This is a genomic window from Ruegeria sp. CJ9 (genome assembly GCF_056536625.1).
The window spans coordinates 218,285-235,820 of sequence record NZ_JBQFPY010000001.1 but is presented as its reverse complement, the minus strand read 5'-3'; the positions used below and the strand labels follow the sequence as shown (position 1 = coordinate 235,820).

Sequence of the window (17,536 nt, the reverse complement as noted above, 5' to 3'; positions counted from 1 at the left end):
GTGGCAGAGGACGACCTCCCCATTAGGGTGATCATTCGGGACGACCCGAAGAGTTTCGAGGTGTCCTTATGTCCTGGATTTATCTGTTGTTCGCTGGCCTGCTTGAAATCGTGTGGGCCGTCGCCATGAAGCAATCCGCGGGTTTCACGCGGCTTTGGCCGACCGCCATCATGGGGGTGTCCATGGTTGGCTCGTTCGGTTTGCTGGCCATGGCGATGCGTACACTGCCCTTGGGCACGGCCTATGTTATCTGGACCGGCATTGGCGCAGTAGGGGCGTTTCTTGTCGGAATCATGCTGTTGGGCGAAACAGTAAATGCCGCGCGTATCATCGCGGCGGTTCTGATCGTGACAGGTCTGGTGACAATGAAACTGGCCTGAGCTGCCGCTCAGGTCTTTTGCAGCGCATCAATAATGCCCGAGAAGTCCTGCGCCTTCAGGCTGGCGCCACCGACAAGCGCGCCGTCCACATTCGACACGGCAAAGATATCGGCGGCATTGTTGGGCTTGACCGAACCCCCATACAACAGGCGCACGGACCGCCCGACTCCTTCGCCGAAGCGCCGCTCCAGACGGTTGCGGATAAAGTCGTGAACCTCTCCGATTTCTTCCAGCGTAGGCACCTTACCTGTGCCGATGGCCCAGATCGGCTCATAAGCGACGATCAGGTTTTCACCGGTCGACTGATCCGGGATCGAACCCGACAATTGGCCGCCGATGATATCCAGCGTATTGGCGGCCTCACGCTGTTCCAGACTTTCGCCGACGCAAATGATCGCCTTCAACCCGGCATCCATGGCTGCGCGGGCCTTGGCGCGGACGGTTTCGTTCTGTTCACCGTGATCTTCGCGACGTTCGGAATGGCCCAGAATGACGGCATTGGCTCCGGCATCGACTAGCATATCCGCGCTGATATCACCCGTGTGCGCGCCCGAGGGCGCAGCGTGACAGTCCTGTCCTCCCGTGGCGACACCGGTCTCGCGTACAGTTTCGGCGGCACGGTGCAGCATTGTTGCAGGCGGGCAGATCAGAATGTCGATCGTCGGCGAAGGAAAGGCGCGGGCCAGAGCGTCCAACTCGCTCAGCGCTGCTGTGGTTCCGTTCATCTTCCAATTCCCAGCTGCCAGCTTGCGCCGCATATCCCGATCTCCTTGAAATTCGTAAATTCTGGAACCGGATAGCATTGCCAGCTCGGGCTGACAATTGCGGTTCCAGCGCAGCCATCAAAACGGCAGCTTCCACCGCAGTCGAAGGTAGGGGGTCGTTAACTTCGGGGGACTTAAGATTGAGAAGACAGCTTTTCGTCGAACTTAATCGATTCGCCACACCCACAAGCGTCAACGACATTTGGATTGCGGAACTTGAACCCGGATTCCAGCAGCGAGACCTCATAGTCGATCTCGGTTCCGAACAAGAACATCTGCGCCATCGGTGCAATCATGATCCGTGCGCCATCCTGTTCTACGACTTCGTCGTTCGTTTCTGGCTGATCGACATAGTCCATCGTGTATTCCATGCCAGCGCAGCCACCTTTTTTGATGCCGATGCGCAGGCCCGCATGGCCGCCAGTATCCATCAGGCGGGCAATCTGCTCTGCCGCCTTAGGCGTCATGGTCACGGCCTGTTTGCCGGGAATGCCGAACATTGTGATCTCCGTTGTCGCGCGTAGCCTTCAATTTAGTACCGACAGGACAATGGCTCAAGGCATAGCAGCCATTCTTACCTAACAATTCGGAGCGTTGGTGATTGTTCTTGCGTTTTGAAACATGCTGACCTTAGCTGAGCACGGGTAATTTCAGGCAGTTAGATATAGGGTGAAGCAAAATGACCAAGATTAATTTTACCTGCAAAAGCATTGCATTGGCGTCGGTTGTTGCCATGTCTCCGTTACTTGCAAGCGTGGCTTTAGCTGAGGCAAAGCTGGAAAGACACCCCGTTAATTGTGCAACTGCCGAAGGTGACCTGCGCGCAATTGCGGCCGAAAAAAAGCATGCGCAGGATCAGCAAGTGGAAAGTGTGGTATCAATTCTGCCCGCTGGGGCGCTTTTGGGTCTAATAACAGGAACCGAAAACAAGAGATTGTCCATGTTGTCAGGCGATTATGTAGAAGCCTTGGATGAACGAGCGGCGGAAATTAAATCCAAATGTGGCGTGCAATAAGTTGTGCTTTGCCATGAAAAAGACCGCTCTCGGGCAAGAGCGGTCTAGTGTTCTGGTCGTTAAGCCGGGTCTTTAACGGGGGGGCAAGCACAGGCCCGGCCAGCGCTTGGTGGGGTGCAAGCATGGACACGTGGAAACTATCACCAGGTTTTGGTAACGGTTTTTCAACGCGGTGATGACAGAAATATAAAGCTTTTATGTCAGGGGGATATTTGCCCGGCTTACATAAAGCCAAGCTCAAGTCGCGCTTCGTCGGACATCATTTCCATGCCCCAGGGGGGTTCCCATGTTAGCTCGACGTCAACCTCTTTGATGCCCGCGACGGGCTCTACCGCTTCGACGATCCAACCAGGCATTTCACCGGCAACCGGGCAGCCGGGTGCGGTTAGCGTCATGATGATTTTCACCGCGTTTTCTTGAGTGATGTCAATCGTGTAGATCAGACCAAGGTCGTAGATATTCACTGGAATTTCAGGGTCAAAGACCGAGCGGCATGCTTCTACCACGTTGTCATATAGGGGGTGTTCAACGCTCGAAGGTGCAATCAGTGGGGTGCCTTCTAGGTGTTCACTCGGATGAGTCATTTGTGCCTCGGGTCTGTTACCTGAGCAATTATATAGGGAAAGCCAACGGCAGCGTCCAGAGGCGCAATGACGCCCCCTGAGGGGCGCCAGAAACTTTTAATCGTTAATGTCGTGCCGGAAGGTTTTCACCTGACCATGGGGCAGGGAATACACCCGGCGCAACACCAACCAGGCGATCAGCGACAGTGCCGCAAAGATCAACAGAAGGATTGGCAGAGACGGTGTGAGACCGGGGATAACCAGCAACACCCCTGTAACAGCGGCCCCGATCGCAAAGCCCAGAAAGATAAAGCCGGGCAGTACGATCTCAAGGATACCCAAGGCCAGCGCTCCGGCCAGCCATAGCCACCAGGTCAGCCAGAAGGGATCAGCCATTATTTTCCTCCTTTAAGCATCTTGAAGGCGTCGCCAAAGGCCTCCAGCGCATTGGCGGGCACAACGATCGTTTGCGAACCGGTGCCGTTGCCCAGGGCGTTCAGAGCCTCGACCTGTTTCAGGGCAACCTGATACTGCGCGGCTTCGATGCCGTTATCCTGAATGGCCTTGGCGACCACGCCGGTTGCATAAGCTTCAGCCTCGGCCTGAATGCGGCGCGCCTTGGCGGTTTGCTCGGCGGCATACAGTTCGGCATCTGCCTGCAGCTCGACCGAGCGCTTTTGACCTTCGGCCTCGGTTACCTGCGCACGGCGGGCGCGTTCCGCGTTCAGCTGCTGCAGCATCGCGTCGCGGGTGGCCTGATCCAAATTCACGTCCAGAATCTCGGCCCGGGTCACTTCGATACCCCAGTCGTCCACGGCGGTTTCGACGCTTTCCTGAATGCGTTCGATCAGTTGTGCGCGGTTCGATTGGACCTCATCCAAGTCCATTTTACCGATTTCCGCCCGTACGATACCGGCCACAGTTGTCGCAATCGCACCGTCTACATCACGGATACGATACACCGTCTTTTCCGGTTCGAGAATGCGATAAAACACCGAGGTGTCGATCTGCACAAGAACATTGTCTTTGGTAATCGCATCTTGGGTCGCGTTGGGCAGCTGGCGTTCCAAAATAGATATCTTGTGACGTGCAACATCCAGAAAAGGAACGATAAAATTGATGCCGGGGCCAAGCACCGAATGCAGGCGGCCAAACCGTTCGACCACGTATTTTTCCGATTGAGGGACGATTTTAATGCCCTTGAAAATGACAACGACGATCAGCACCGCCGCCAGCACGTAAATGATATTGGACGTCAGCAAGCCAATAATCTGGTCTTCGATCATATCTGTCCTCTTTTATTGTGTACTATGGTATACATGTGGGGATTGAGTCGCCCGATTTCAACTCTGGTATGGGGTGAACAGTCGCAGATGCAAATCTTTGAAGCTGCGGATGCGGGGTGGAAATTCAGGAATGTGACCGCTTTGCATCCCGTCTTGTTTGCGGTATCGGGCGCTATGAAACTGATCATTGATACAGACCCCGGCATCGACGATGCCATGGCCATCGCTTATGCCGCCGCCGCGCCCGAGATTGACCTGATCGGTCTGACGACGGTTTTCGGTAACACACACATTCACCAATCCAGCCGCAATGCGCGGTTTTTGCTGGATAAACTGGGGTTGGAAGTACCAGTGGCCGAAGGTGCGGCCTTTGCAGTGGGACAAAGTAGTCATGACCCCTCGGATCATGTGCATGGGCCTGAAGGTTTTGGCGATGTGACCGAGATTCCAGAGATTGGGGCCAATCATACGCTGACAGCAGCTGAGTTTTTGGTCGATATGGCGCGTGAGCATAAGGACGAGTTAGTCGTTTGCGCAGTTGGTCCACTGACGAATGTCGCCGCTGCTATGCGTTTGGATCCGCAGTTTGCGACAAATATCAAACGGTTGGTGATCATGGGGGGCGCGGTTTACTGCCCCGGGAACGTCACTCAATTCGCCGAAGCCAACATCTATCACGACGCCCAGGCTGCAGATAAGGTATTCGCCGCACCACCACAGACCGTATTGGTGGGTTTGGATGTGACGTTGAAAACCCTTTATGAAACCGCGGATTTCGAGGCGTTGGCGGGCCGATCACCGAATATGGGAGGGTTCCTGCGCGATATCTCTCGGTTCTATTTGAAGTTCTACAAAGAGGTTGGCGGGCTAGAGGGATGTGGGTTACACGACTCGACGGCTGTGATTGCCTGCACCCATGAACCAATGTTCGATATGGTCGAAACAGGGTTGCGCGTGGCGACCGAGGGGGCTGAAGTTGGCGCGACTCGTCCCGATCCTTCGCGACCTCCGGTTCGTGTGTGTCGGGATGTAGATGGGGCAGGGGTGGTGAATCTGTTCACAGACCGCGTCGCCTCGCTTCCCTGACGGGTTGCATTGGACCGACAGATCGGGCAAATGCTGCCCGGTTCAGAGACCCCGAGGCACCCCCCATGACCGAGCGTTTTTCATTTGACCTGAAAGCCACCGATGGCAAGGCCAGAACCGGTGTGATTAACACGCCGCGGGGTGAAGTGCGCACGCCGGCCTTTATGCCAGTGGGCACCGCAGCGACGGTCAAGGCGATGATGCCGGAAAGTGTGCGGGCGACCGGGGCGGATATTCTGCTGGGCAACACCTATCACCTGATGCTGCGTCCCACGGCGGAACGTATCGACCGGTTGGGTGGGTTGCACAAATTCATGAACTGGGACCGACCCATTCTGACGGACTCGGGTGGGTTTCAGGTCATGTCACTGGCCGGTCTGCGCAAGCTGACCGAAAAGGGCGTGACGTTCAAATCCCATGTCGATGGATCCAAACACGAGCTGACGCCGGAACGGTCGATGGAGATTCAGCGCTTGCTGGGGTCTGACATTGTCATGTGTTTCGACGAATGCCCCGCCTTGCCTGCCGACCGCAACCGCATCGCCGAGTCGATGCGCCTGTCGATGCGTTGGGCCGAACGCTCACGCGAAGCCTTCGGGGATCGCCCTGGTCACGCGTTGTTCGGCATTATGCAAGGCGGTTTGGAACAGGACTTGCGCGAAGAAAGCGCTGAGGCCCTGAAAGCCATCGGTTTCGAAGGTTACGCAGTCGGTGGTCTGGCTGTGGGTGAGGGGCAGGAAGCGATGTTCGATTGCCTCGACTATGCGCCTGACTTCTTGCCCACCGATAAACCGCGTTATCTGATGGGGGTCGGCAAGCCGGACGACATCGTCGGCGCAGTTGCGCGTGGCATCGACATGATGGACTGCGTCTTGCCTTCACGTTCGGGGCGCACTGGCCAGGTGTTCACTCGCTATGGCGTTGTGAACATTAAGAACGCCCGTCACGCCGATGATCCGCGACCACTGGATGAGGCATGCTCTTGCCCGGCCTGTTCGAACTATTCGCGGGCCTACCTTCATCACGTGTTCCGGTCTAAGGAGATGATCTCGGGCATGCTGTTGACCTGGCACAACCTGCATTACTTTCAGGAAATCATGCAGGGCATGCGAGATGCCATTGCAGCCGGAACATTCGAGGCATGGCAGGCAGAGTTTCACGCACAGAGCGCGCAAGGCGATATCGAACCGCTGTAGCGCTGAACCCTTGATGACAGAACGTTGATTTTTTGGTAATCTACAGACTGATTAACCAAGAAATTTTCTGTTTTTCGTTGGGGGTTACGATGCCTCGCCTATTTGGATTCTTACTTGTTCTATCTGCGATTGTGACGTCGGCTTATGCCGACGTCTGGACTTTTGAAACTCCGTCGGAAAACATCCAATGCTCGGTCGGGCAAGAGCTGAACGCCGCAGATATCTACTGCACCATCATCGAGCGCCGGGGTGATCCAGCCATGCCGCGCCCGTCTAATTGCCAATCCGATTGGGGGCATGATTTCTTCATGGCAAATACCGGGCCGGTCGAAATGCTGTGCCGTCCTCTCAACCGTCATCGCGACGGATTTGATCGGGCCGAATATGGTGTGACTGGTAAATTCGGTGGATTTGTTTGCCATTCCTCGAAGACGGGTTTGGAGTGCAAAAATGAGGACGGGCACGGGTTTTTTCTGTCTCGTGCAGTTCAAAGGGTGTTCTAACGCACGCATTCTAAACCTTGTTGGCATGTTTTGTTAAATTCCGTGGATATGTTCGTTGGACGCCTTGCAGTCCGCTAAACCTCGGGCCATTCTGAATCGCGATACATGGCGGTAAGGTTGAAAAAGGGCGATGAGGCCCCACCTTTAACGTCCAAGACAGGAGATGGCCGAGCGTTGCCTGAACAGGGACCGGAGCCATCTTGCCAACGATAAGGATTGAGCATGCAAGAGCCCCTTAATTCCTCATACCCCGTACTTCCGCTGCGCGATATTGTGGTGTTCCCGCACATGATCGTACCGCTGTTCGTGGGTCGGGAAAAATCCGTCCGCGCACTGGAAGAGGTGATGCAGGACGACAAACAGATTTTGCTGTCTAGCCAGATTGATCCGGGTGATGATGACCCGGCAGAAGACGGAATTTACCGCTCGGGTGTTCTGGCCAATGTTTTGCAGTTGCTGAAGCTGCCCGATGGTACCGTAAAGGTGCTGGTCGAAGGTCAAGCACGCGTGCAGATCACCGAGTTCCTTGAAAATGAAGAGTTTTTCGAGGCTCGTGCCGAATATTTGACCGAAATTCCGGGCGATGTCACCACGACCGAGGCGCTTCTGCGCACCGTTGCGGATGAGTTCGAGCGCTACTCAAAAGTGCGCAAAAACATCCCCGAAGAAGCCTTGACCGCCGTTGGTGAAACCGCCGAACCTGCCAAGCTGGCCGACCTTGTGTCAGGTCATCTGGGTATCGAGGTCGAGCAAAAGCAGGAACTGCTGGAAACCCTCAGCGTTAGCGAGCGGCTTGAGAAGGTCTATGGTCTGATGCAGGGCGAAATGTCGGTTCTGCAGGTCGAGAAAAAGATCAAGACGCGCGTCAAATCCCAGATGGAGAAGACGCAGCGCGAGTATTATCTGAATGAACAGATGAAGGCCATTCAGAAGGAGCTTGGCGACGGCGAGGACGGCAGTAATGAAGTCGCTGAGCTGGAAGCCAAGATCAACGAGACCAAGCTGTCGCAAGAGGCGCGTGAAAAGGCTGAAGGCGAGCTGAAAAAGCTGCGCAACATGAGCCCAATGTCGGCTGAGGCCACCGTTGTTCGTAACTATCTGGACTGGATTCTGTCACTGCCGTGGGGCACCAAATCCCGCGTCAAAAAGGATTTGGGCCGGGCGCAGGACATTCTGGATGCCGATCACTATGGCCTGGAAAAGGTCAAGGAACGGATCGTCGAATATCTGGCAGTTCAACAGCGTTCGAAAAAGCTGAAGGGCCCGATCCTGTGCCTTGTCGGTCCTCCGGGTGTTGGGAAGACCAGCTTGGGTAAATCGGTTGCACGGGCAACGGGGCGCGAGTTCATTCGCATCTCGCTGGGTGGCGTGCGCGACGAATCCGAGATTCGCGGCCACCGTCGGACCTATATCGGCTCGATGCCCGGCAAGATCATCCAGGCGCTGAAAAAGGCAAAAACTACGAACCCGCTCATCCTGCTCGACGAGATCGACAAGATGGGTCAGGACTTCCGTGGCGATCCGGCCTCGGCCATGCTTGAGGTGTTGGATCCTGAGCAAAACAGCACGTTCATGGACCATTACCTTGAGGTCGAATATGACCTGTCCAATGTGATGTTCCTGACCACGTCGAACAGTTACAACATGCCAGGGCCTCTGCTGGACCGGATGGAGATTATCCCGCTGGCCGGTTACACCGAAGAAGAAAAGAGCGAGATCGCCAAGCAGCACCTGATCAGCAAACAAGTGAAAAACCATGGTCTGAAAGCCAAGGAGTTTGAACTGACGGATGAGGCGCTGCAAAAGATGATCCGCACTTACACTCGCGAAGCGGGCGTGCGGAACCTTGAGCGTGAGATCGCCAAGGTGGCGCGGAAATCGCTGACCAAGATCATCAAGAATGAGGCGGAAGAAGTCATTGTTACGCCTGACAATCTGGATGAATTCCTGGGCGTGCCGAAATTCCGTTATGGTCTGGCCGAACAGGATGATCAGGTCGGTGTGGTCACCGGTCTGGCGTGGACATCCGTAGGTGGCGACCTGCTGCATATCGAGGCGCTGAAACTGCCGGGTAAGGGTCGGATGAAGACCACCGGTAAGCTGGGCGATGTGATGAAGGAATCCATTGATGCGGCCTCGTCTTATGTGCGGTCAATCTCGCCTCAGATTGGGGTGAAGCCGCCGAAATTCGACACGTTGGATATTCACGTCCACGTGCCGGATGGTGCCACGCCCAAGGATGGCCCAAGCGCCGGTTTGGCGATGGTGACTTCGATCGTGTCTGTGCTGACCGGTATTCCGGTGCGCAAGGATATCGCGATGACGGGTGAGGTTTCACTGCGTGGTAACGCGATGCCGATTGGTGGTTTGAAAGAAAAGCTGCTGGCGGCTCTGCGCGGTGGTATCAAGACCGTTCTGATCCCGGAAGAAAACGAAAAGGATCTGGCGGAAATTCCGGACAACGTGAAAGAAGGGTTGGAAATCATCCCGGTTACACATGTCTCGGAAGTTCTGAAACACGCGCTGATCCGCGAGCCTGAGCCTGTCGAATGGGATGAAGCCGCAGAAGAGGCCGCCGCAGCAGCAGCCAAGGCGGCCGAAGGTGCCAGCCCATCGGCAACAGCGCATTGAGCAAATCAAAGGCGGGGGAGACCCCGCCTTTTTTACAAACCAATGATGGGTTTTTTCGGGTCCAGAATCTCTTCTTCGTCGATGTATTCCTGGAACTTTTCCTGGGGCAGGGCAGAACGTACTGCCAACCCAAAGATCACAGCAGAAAACAACACGCACAGCGCAATATCCCACCCAAACGGGATTTGCTTCAGCGCGCCATCCCCGAACTGTCCGAGATATGAGATCAGGCCGACACCCACCAGATAAGGGAGCAGCCATAGCGCTTCGGTCACGTCCATCTCATCCAACCTGTTGCGGAACCGTACCAGCAGCAGGGCCATCCCGATGGCAAGGGCGACACCCAGACGCCAGACCGTGTCCCAACCGCTCCAATAAACCACAAGGGTTGCGATGGCGAAGGCCGAGACCGCAACCAGTTTCACGGCGGGGATGCGGATGGATCTGGGGCGATCCGGCATCAGATGGCGCAGGCACACGACGGCGATAGGGCCGACCGCAAAAGACAGCACGATGGCGGCGCCGTTCAAGGCGATGACAGTGGTAAAGGGAACCGTCAGCAGGAACAGGGTACCGATCAGGAAATTCAGTGCCAGTGCCCAAAGGGGCACTCCGAACGACGACAGCATCATCAGGCGTGACGGTAAAAATCCGTTTTTTGCCAAAGCCATAGCGATCCGCGCATTTGATCCGGTTGAGACAAGGCCATTGCCGAACGGACCGATGACCGACCCGATGTTCAGTACGCTCAGGAACCAGACAAACCCGACCGATATGATGACGCCGTCCAACGGGCCCTGACCGCCGAAACTCAAGCTGGCCCAACCGTTGCTCAGCATTTTCGAGTCGAGTGCACCGATAAAGGCGATTTGCAAGCCCACATAGATCAACGCGCAAAGCACGATGGACAGAATCAGTGCGGCAGGGATGGCGAATTTGGGGTTTCGAACCTCACCGGCCATATCAACCACATGACGAAAGCCGATGAAGGAGAAGATAACGCCTCCGGTCGAGACAGCAGCCATGATGCCTTGCAGCCCATAGGGTGCGAATCCATCTGGTTGAGTGAAGTTCTGAGTGTCGAACCGATTGCCGATCAACAAGGCGGCCAATACGATTGGAATTGCGATCTTGGCCCATGTCAGCGTCGCGTTCACCTGAGTGAAGAACTTGACGCCTAACGCGTTAACCGCGACGAACAGCAGCATGAAGAACAGCGCCACGGTGATTCCCGCGCCAGACAGGTCACCTGTGTCTGCTGTGTGGAGCCAAGGGGCGTAGGGGGCCAGGTACTTCAGCATCGCCTCGACCTCGATCGGGGCGGTGGTGTTATAGCCGATCCAGGCGGTCCAACCCATCGTCATCGAGACGATATTGCCATGTGAAAACTGCGGCACCCGCGCGATGCCCCCTGGGATCGGCAGCATGGCCGATATTTCGGCGAAGGTGATTGCCAGAATGAACATGGCCGCGGCGCCAATGATCCATGAAAAGATGGCAGCAGGCCCTGCATGTTGCACCGCCAGCAGCGGACCAAATAGCCACCCAGAGCCAATGATTCCACCAACCGAGATGAAGGTTAGCCCAACGAGGCCGATGTCCCGCTTCAATCTGGCCACGATCCTACTCCATCCCAAGGCGCCACAAAATTATGCGGCCGTCCAAAACAGGATACGCAGCCCAGGAGAAATCTGGCAAGTATCCGTCAAGACAAGGAAATTTGGATGGTGCCTACCAATGAGAGGAATGGTGGGTGATAAGAGATTTGAACTCCTGACATCTTCGATGTGAACGAAGCGCTCTACCACTGAGCTAATCACCCATAAGCGCGCCTAATACAGAGTGTTCCGCAGGCTTGCAAGGGTACCCAAAGGGTAAAATTTCTATGCTGCGGACACAAAAAAACAGGCAGCATAAACCTGCTGCCTGTTGATTTCGCATACAGCCTTACAGGATGAAGTCGTTCGCTGTCAGGTCGTGTAGACCAGATAGCTTGATGACCATCTCAGGATCACTGTCATTGTCTGTGTCAACGTAAACCAGGGTCTGGTCGAATGCCGTGCCAGCGTTGTCCTGCTTGACGAAATAGATCTCACCTTCGTCGGACGATCCGATTGGGGTCGTGCCGTTGAAGACGAAAGCGTCATCGCCAACAAGAACCGTGCTGGCGTCGATACCGCTCAGATCGATCTTGTCTTCGCCTTGGGTGAAATCCGTGATCTTGTCGGCCAGAGACCCTTTGGTACCGCTGTCGGTGATATCATTAAAAACAAACGTATCCGTTCCGATACCGCCGGTCATCGTATCCACGCCGGCGCCGCCGATGATCGTGTCGATCCCTTTGCCACCGAAGATCGCATCATTGCCTAGACCACCGTCAATGATATCAGAGCCGTTGCCACCACGCAGTGTATCCCAACCATTGCCACCGGAAATCGTATCTTTGCCAACGCCACCCTGAAGCAGATCCGCGCCTTTCTGGCCGTCAAGCGTGTCGTTTCCATCGTTACCAATAAAGGTGTTTGCCAGATCATCGCCAGTAAGCTGATCGTCCTGCGCAGTTCCTACGGCGTTTTCGACCAAGGTGATCGTATCCATGCCGTATCCGGTATCCTGAGCGGTCGTAACCGACAGATCCACGGTCGCAGCAGATGAGCCGTTGAACGAGAGGGTATCAATCCCAAGGCCACCTGTGATGGTGTCGTTGCCATCGCTGTCTTTGATGATGAAATTGTCCAAACCGTTGCCGCCGGTCAGGGTGTCGTTGCCTTGACCACCGATCAAGAAATCGTTTCCTTGGCCGCCTTTAATGGTGTCGTTGCCATTTCCGCCTGCAATCAGGTCATTGCCACCATTACCGACCATGAGGTTTGCAACGTCGTTGCCATAAAGGAAGTCTCCGGCGTGGCCACCAGCAGCGTTTTCAATGACAACACCATTGGCGATCGTGAAGCCACCGCTGACCCCGGCCGCGTGCGACGGCGTTCCCCCAGCATCGTGGCCTTCCAGATCAGCTGCCTTCAGGCTGATCCTCACGCTTTTCCAAAGGCCACTGGCTGAAATTGTATCAGTTCCACCCGTATCCCAGATCGCTTCCCAATAGGTGCCGGGAGCATTGGACCCTTTCAAAGAATAGACGTTGTTGCCCGTATTGTTTGACGTGGTTCCATAAATCGCTTGAAGAGCGGCGATGTCCAGTGCCATGGGCGAGGCTACGCCGCCGTAGTTGAACGAAGGCAGTGGCACAACCTGCGGGTAGCCAGAATTATAGGACATGATCGTGTAGACGGCTTGGTTCTGACCATCGGTTCCATAGTCATCGAACGCCTGTGTCACACCATCGAAGACGGTTGATTGTCCACCATTGTCATGCGGATGTGCAAGGCCGAGGCCATGCATGATCTCATGCACAATGGTTGCAAATCCTTCGCCGCCCTTTGCCAGCGCGGATTGGCTGAACAGAGGAGTATCGTATGCGAACCAGCCAAACAGGGTGTTGATACCAAACCCTTGCAGAATGGGATCGCTTCCGGGCACTTGGTGTGCGCCGAGGCCGCCATCAAGGGATTGGGTTGTAACTAGACCCCACGAGATGTTTTCGTAATAAGGCGTCCCCTGAGGCGATAGGAAATTGACCTCGACAAAATCAATCGGGATGTATTGTTCGATCACGGCCAGGGCTTGGCGGAACGCCTGTTTTTCATGGGGGAGAAAATCTACGAAGCCCTGAACCGACGAGTCCCCGAATGAATAGGTAATCGTGCCAGCCGGTCCTCCGTTATTTGTGCCAAGGTTCCAAGAGGTCCCCCAAATCAATCCGTCAACATATTCATGACCGGTTGGGCTGGCGCCCGGGTAATTCTGATTTGCAACTGACATTCCGCTATTTCCATCATTAACAACGCAACCGATAGGTCATCACAAATCATGACTTTTGATTGCGTTAAGCTTCCTTCCGATCTCGTAAGCCGAGATTTTGTTATCCGCTGGGATACTTCACTTCGAGACTTGCCTGCGCAAGTTTGCCGACACGTATTTTTGATTTTGTGGGGGCAGTGTCGCCTCTTGCACACGCAATGTGGCTGAATAATGGCGGGGGTTTCAAGCCGCCCAAAAGGTCGTTTTGCTAGATACAGATATATCGAGGATTATGTTCGGGTTTTTCAGAAAGCATACAACTTATGAGTGTGTTTCGATGGAATCGTTTGAAAGAAAAATCCTTGGATATTTCGGCATTTACAAATTTAAGAATCATTTTAGTTAAAGTGTGTTTGGGGTCTTGCGGTAGCTTCGGAAAGGTCTGGTTCCGAAGAAGGTGCGTCGCCAAGCCCGGAAACAATTTCTGCCTTCTTTAAAAAAACTTCAAAACCCCGCTTGACGATGCCGGGGCGTGGCCATAATACACCCCAACGTTCAGCAACGAACGGGCAGCGGGCGGTTGTAGCTCAGTTGGTTAGAGTACCGGCCTGTCACGCCGGGGGTCGCGGGTTCGAGCCCCGTCAACCGCGCCATCGCTGCCAGCCTTTGATCCGGGTTAATGGATCGCACATAGACCCTAAATGCGCGGTTGTAGCTCAGTTGGTTAGAGTACCGGCCTGTCACGCCGGGGGTCGCGGGTTCGAGCCCCGTCAACCGCGCCATTTTCCTGAAATACCGAATATTCAATCAACCCCTTCCGGGGCACGCATCGGATCGGGGTCATACTGTCAGGAGATGTCGGTAATAATCCGATTGTTCACACTTTGTTCTAACTTTTCTATTGGAGACTCGGAGCCGCTCGCCTATTTCTAGGACACTTGTGTGTTGGGGGCCAAAATGGCTGAGCTGAAAAATATCGAGGTGCGCGGTGCGCGCGAGCATAACCTCAAGGGCATTGACGTGGATATCCCGCGCGATCAGCTGGTGGTGATCACCGGGTTGTCGGGTTCTGGCAAGTCGTCTTTGGCGTTTGATACGATTTATGCCGAAGGTCAGCGTCGCTATGTCGAAAGCCTGTCGGCTTATGCGCGTCAGTTCCTGGATATGATGGAAAAGCCGGATGTAGACCATATCAGCGGCCTGTCCCCGGCGATTTCGATTGAACAGAAAACCACGTCGAAAAATCCGCGTTCGACCGTTGGGACGGTGACCGAGATTTACGACTATATGCGTCTGTTATTTGCGCGCGCAGGGACACCCTATAGTCCGGCTACTGGGCAGCCCATCGAAGCACAGCAGGTGCAGGACATGGTCGACCGCATCATGACGATGGAGGAGGGCACGCGCGGCTATCTGCTGGCCCCCATCGTGCGGGACCGCAAGGGGGAATACAAAAAGGAATTCCTCGAACTGCGCAAACAGGGATTTCAGCGCGTCAAGGTGGATGGCGAGTTCTACGAATTGGACGAACCGCCCACGCTGGACAAGAAATTCCGCCACGACATTGACGTTGTGGTCGACCGCCTGGTCGTGCGCGAAGGGATGGAGACTCGACTGGCCGACAGTTTGCGCACCGCTTTAGATTTGGCCGATGGGATCGCGGTTCTGGAAACCGCCCCGCGCGAAGGTGATCCAGAACGCATTACATTCAGTGAAAATTTTGCCTGCCCGGTCAGCGGCTTCACAATCCCCGAGATTGAACCGCGCCTGTTCTCATTCAATGCGCCTTTTGGTGCCTGCCCGGACTGTGACGGCCTGGGGGTCGAACTGTTTTTTGACGAACGTCTTGTGGTGCCGGATCAGACGCTGAAACTCTATGATGGTGCCTTGGCCCCGTGGCGCAAAGGAAAGTCGCCCTATTTCCTGCAAACCATCGAAGCCATCGCGCGGCATTTCGAATTCGACAAGAATACACCTTGGAAAGACCTGCCGCCAAAGGTCCAACAGGTGTTTTTGCGCGGGTCTGGCGATGAGGAGATCCAGTTCCGTTATGACGAAGGCGGTCGGGTGTATCAGGTCACTCGCAGTTTCGAGGGCGTGATTCCCAATATGGAGCGCCGTTATCGCGAGACCGACAGCGCCTGGATTCGGGAAGAGTTCGAACGCTACCAGAACAACCGCCCCTGTGGGTCCTGCGAAGGGTATCGCCTGCGCCCCGAGGCTTTGGCCGTCAAGATCGCAGGTCTGCATGTGGGACAGGTTGTTCAGATGTCGATCAAAGAGGCTCTGGCCTGGGTCGAGGATGCTCCGAACCACCTGAGCGTTCAGAAGAACGAAATCGCGCGGGCGATTCTGAAAGAGATTCGCGAGCGGTTGGGTTTCCTGAATAACGTGGGTTTGGAATACCTTACGCTGTCCCGTTCAAGTGGCACCCTGTCCGGGGGTGAAAGCCAACGTATTCGTCTGGCCAGCCAGATCGGCTCGGGTCTGACCGGGGTTCTGTATGTGCTGGATGAGCCTTCGATTGGTCTGCACCAACGGGACAATGACCGTCTGCTGGGAACGCTCAAGAACCTGCGCGATCAGGGGAATACCGTGATTGTCGTCGAACATGATGAAGAAGCCATCCGTGAGGCGGATTATGTCTTCGATATCGGCCCCGGCGCCGGTGTACATGGCGGGCAAGTAGTCAGCGAGGGCACGCCCGACCAGATCGCGGCTGACGCGGCCTCGATGACCGGTCAGTATCTGGCGGGTACCCGCGAAATCCCGGTGCCGTCGAAACGGCGTAAGGGGAACAAGAAGAAGGTTTCAGTCGTCAAAGCGACCGGGAACAACCTCAAGACCGTCACCGCCGATTTCCCGCTGGGAAAATTCGTCTGTGTGACCGGTGTATCGGGGGGCGGTAAGTCGACCCTGACGATTGAAACGCTGTTCAAGACGGCCTCGATGCGTTTGAACGGTGCGCGACAGACCCCGGCGCCGTGTGAGACGATCAAAGGGTTGGAACATCTGGACAAGGTCATCGATATTGACCAACGTCCGATCGGGCGAACTCCACGTTCGAATCCAGCAACTTACACCGGGGCCTTCACCCCGATCCGCGACTGGTTCGCCGGTCTGCCGGAGGCCAAGGCGCGCGGCTACAAGCCCGGTCGGTTCAGCTTTAACGTCAAGGGTGGCCGGTGCGAAGCCTGTCAGGGTGACGGCGTCATTAAGATCGAGATGCACTTTCTGCCCGATGTTTACGTCACCTGCGAAACCTGCAAGGGCGCGCGCTACAACCGCGAAACGCTTGAGATCAAGTTCAAGGGTAAGTCCATCGCCGATGTTCTTGATATGACAGTGGAAGATGCGCAGGAGTTCTTTAAGGCCGTGCCCTCGATCCGCGACAAGATGGATGCGCTGGCACGGGTCGGGCTTGGCTATATCAAGGTCGGTCAGCAGGCGACTACGCTGTCTGGTGGTGAGGCGCAGCGGGTGAAGCTGTCAAAGGAGTTGTCCAAGCGTTCAACCGGGCGGACTTTGTATATCCTGGACGAGCCAACCACCGGTCTTCATTTCGAAGACGTCCGTAAGCTGTTGGAAGTGCTGCATGAACTGGTCGATCAGGGCAATACGGTTGTGGTGATCGAACACAACCTGGACGTTGTGAAAACCGCCGACCACATCATTGATATCGGCCCCGAAGGTGGCGATGGTGGTGGTGAGATCGTCGCGACCGGCACGCCCGAGGATGTGGCTGCAGTGGAACGCAGCCATACGGGGCGGTATCTGAAGCAGATGCTTGAGGGCGCGCGTGTTGCTGCGGAATAGGGGGCTGATCCTCAGTTAAGGATGTCAGCCACCGCACCGATAAGGTTCAGCACTTTTCGTGTATCAGGATCGACTCGATAGACATAGTCACCTGCGCGGATGTAGCTGCCACGGTTCAGCCCATAGCGATACGGGTCGTTGATCCAGCGATAGTCGCGGTTGATGTAGTCGCCCGTGCGATAGAGGTTCTTAACCTGACCCGGCGGCACACACGGAACGGCTTTCTTGGCCAGTCCAGGAGGGCAATGCCCGGCTTTCCCCTTGCCGTTCCCGGCGTCGGCAAGCCCAGCGCTGAGCGCGAGCGCGAGTATTGACGTGGAAATAGTTAAGACTCGCGACATCTAACTTCCCTCTGCAAACATGCCGTAGTTAAGGACAAATGGCCGTTGGTTCCTGTATGGTCAACCCCGTGGGCAAGAAGCCGCCCACGCAGCGCGC

15 protein-coding genes and 3 tRNA genes are annotated in these 17,536 nt (G+C 55.5%); 9 read left to right on the top strand and 9 right to left on the bottom strand.

The window, feature by feature from the left end; genetic code table 11:
- Positions 1-68: 68 nt before the first annotated feature.
- On the top strand, positions 69-380 hold the full coding sequence (locus ACR0AJ_RS01255) for a DMT family transporter (protein WP_170358254.1): 312 nt from the start codon (positions 69-71) through the stop codon (positions 378-380).
- Between the two features lie 8 nt (positions 381-388).
- Here ACR0AJ_RS01255 and tpiA read toward each other — a convergent pair whose 3' ends face one another.
- Together tpiA and ACR0AJ_RS01245 are read right to left on the bottom strand one after the other, a co-directional pair.
- Positions 389-1,138: a triose-phosphate isomerase gene (gene tpiA / locus ACR0AJ_RS01250; RefSeq protein WP_170358256.1), complete on the bottom strand. Its 750-nt coding sequence runs from the start codon at positions 1,136-1,138 to the stop codon at positions 389-391.
- 140 nt (positions 1,139-1,278) lie between these two features.
- Complete coding sequence (locus ACR0AJ_RS01245; protein ID WP_170358258.1) at positions 1,279-1,644, bottom strand: HesB/IscA family protein; 366 nt, start codon at positions 1,642-1,644, stop codon at positions 1,279-1,281.
- Between the two features lie 179 nt (positions 1,645-1,823).
- Here ACR0AJ_RS01245 and ACR0AJ_RS01240 point away from each other — a divergent pair, with 179 nt between their 5' ends.
- Complete coding sequence (locus ACR0AJ_RS01240) at positions 1,824-2,159, top strand: hypothetical protein (RefSeq protein WP_480687694.1); 336 nt, start codon at positions 1,824-1,826, stop codon at positions 2,157-2,159.
- A 221-nt stretch (positions 2,160-2,380) separates the two neighbouring features.
- On the opposite strand, the gene ACR0AJ_RS01235 is transcribed toward ACR0AJ_RS01240, so the two are convergent.
- The 3 genes from ACR0AJ_RS01235 to ACR0AJ_RS01225 form a co-directional block, all read right to left on the bottom strand.
- On the bottom strand, positions 2,381-2,743 hold the full coding sequence (locus ACR0AJ_RS01235) for an SUF system Fe-S cluster assembly protein (protein ID WP_170348564.1): 363 nt from the start codon (positions 2,741-2,743) through the stop codon (positions 2,381-2,383).
- A 96-nt stretch (positions 2,744-2,839) separates the two neighbouring features.
- Positions 2,840-3,118 (bottom strand): NfeD family protein, encoded by a 279-nt coding sequence (locus ACR0AJ_RS01230; RefSeq protein ID WP_170348565.1) that lies wholly within the window; start codon positions 3,116-3,118, stop codon positions 2,840-2,842.
- Positions 3,118-4,008, bottom strand: a complete 891-nt coding sequence (locus ACR0AJ_RS01225) for an SPFH domain-containing protein (protein WP_170348566.1) — start codon at positions 4,006-4,008, stop codon at positions 3,118-3,120. Before ACR0AJ_RS01225 ends, ACR0AJ_RS01230 begins: the two co-directional genes overlap by 1 nt.
- Before the next feature lie 174 nt (positions 4,009-4,182).
- On the opposite strand from ACR0AJ_RS01225, the gene ACR0AJ_RS01220 reads away from it, so the two are divergent.
- The 4 genes from ACR0AJ_RS01220 to lon all read left to right on the top strand — a co-directional run bounded on the left by ACR0AJ_RS01220 (position 4,183) and on the right by lon (position 9,424).
- Positions 4,183-5,094, top strand: coding sequence for a nucleoside hydrolase (locus tag ACR0AJ_RS01220; RefSeq protein WP_170349397.1), 912 nt, complete (start codon positions 4,183-4,185; stop codon positions 5,092-5,094).
- 65 nt (positions 5,095-5,159) lie between these two features.
- Positions 5,160-6,290 carry a tRNA guanosine(34) transglycosylase Tgt gene (gene tgt, locus ACR0AJ_RS01215; RefSeq protein WP_480646546.1) on the top strand — a complete coding sequence of 377 codons (1,131 nt, stop codon included), beginning with the start codon at positions 5,160-5,162 and terminating at the stop codon, positions 6,288-6,290.
- An 89-nt stretch (positions 6,291-6,379) separates the two neighbouring features.
- On the top strand, positions 6,380-6,793 hold the full coding sequence (locus tag ACR0AJ_RS01210; protein WP_170348568.1) for a DUF6636 domain-containing protein: 414 nt from the start codon (positions 6,380-6,382) through the stop codon (positions 6,791-6,793).
- Positions 6,794-7,015: 222 nt separating this feature from the next.
- Positions 7,016-9,424, top strand: a complete 2,409-nt coding sequence (gene lon / locus ACR0AJ_RS01205; protein ID WP_170348569.1) for an endopeptidase La — start codon at positions 7,016-7,018, stop codon at positions 9,422-9,424.
- A 32-nt stretch (positions 9,425-9,456) separates the two neighbouring features.
- Here the strand turns inward: lon and ACR0AJ_RS01200 are convergent, their stop codons facing one another.
- The 3 genes from ACR0AJ_RS01200 to ACR0AJ_RS01190 form a co-directional block, all read right to left on the bottom strand.
- Positions 9,457-11,043 (bottom strand): APC family permease, encoded by a 1,587-nt coding sequence (locus ACR0AJ_RS01200; RefSeq protein WP_480662012.1) that lies wholly within the window; start codon positions 11,041-11,043, stop codon positions 9,457-9,459.
- A gap of 128 nt (positions 11,044-11,171) precedes the next feature.
- Positions 11,172-11,246, bottom strand: a tRNA-Val gene (locus ACR0AJ_RS01195).
- 125 nt (positions 11,247-11,371) lie between these two features.
- Positions 11,372-13,303, bottom strand: a complete 1,932-nt coding sequence (locus ACR0AJ_RS01190; protein WP_170348571.1) for a M10 family metallopeptidase — start codon at positions 13,301-13,303, stop codon at positions 11,372-11,374.
- 555 nt (positions 13,304-13,858) lie between these two features.
- On the opposite strand from ACR0AJ_RS01190, the gene ACR0AJ_RS01185 reads away from it, so the two are divergent.
- The 3 genes from ACR0AJ_RS01185 (at position 13,859) to uvrA (ending at position 17,098) form a co-directional block, all read left to right on the top strand.
- Positions 13,859-13,935, top strand: a tRNA-Asp gene (locus tag ACR0AJ_RS01185).
- Positions 13,936-13,987: 52 nt separating this feature from the next.
- Positions 13,988-14,064 (top strand) — tRNA-Asp (locus ACR0AJ_RS01180).
- Between the two features lie 175 nt (positions 14,065-14,239).
- Complete coding sequence (uvrA, locus tag ACR0AJ_RS01175) at positions 14,240-17,098, top strand: excinuclease ABC subunit UvrA (RefSeq protein ID WP_480646550.1); 2,859 nt, start codon at positions 14,240-14,242, stop codon at positions 17,096-17,098.
- Between the two features lie 11 nt (positions 17,099-17,109).
- Here the strand turns inward: uvrA and ACR0AJ_RS01170 are convergent, their stop codons facing one another.
- Positions 17,110-17,439, bottom strand: coding sequence for a hypothetical protein (locus ACR0AJ_RS01170; RefSeq protein ID WP_170375148.1), 330 nt, complete (start codon positions 17,437-17,439; stop codon positions 17,110-17,112).
- Positions 17,440-17,536 lie beyond the last annotated feature (97 nt).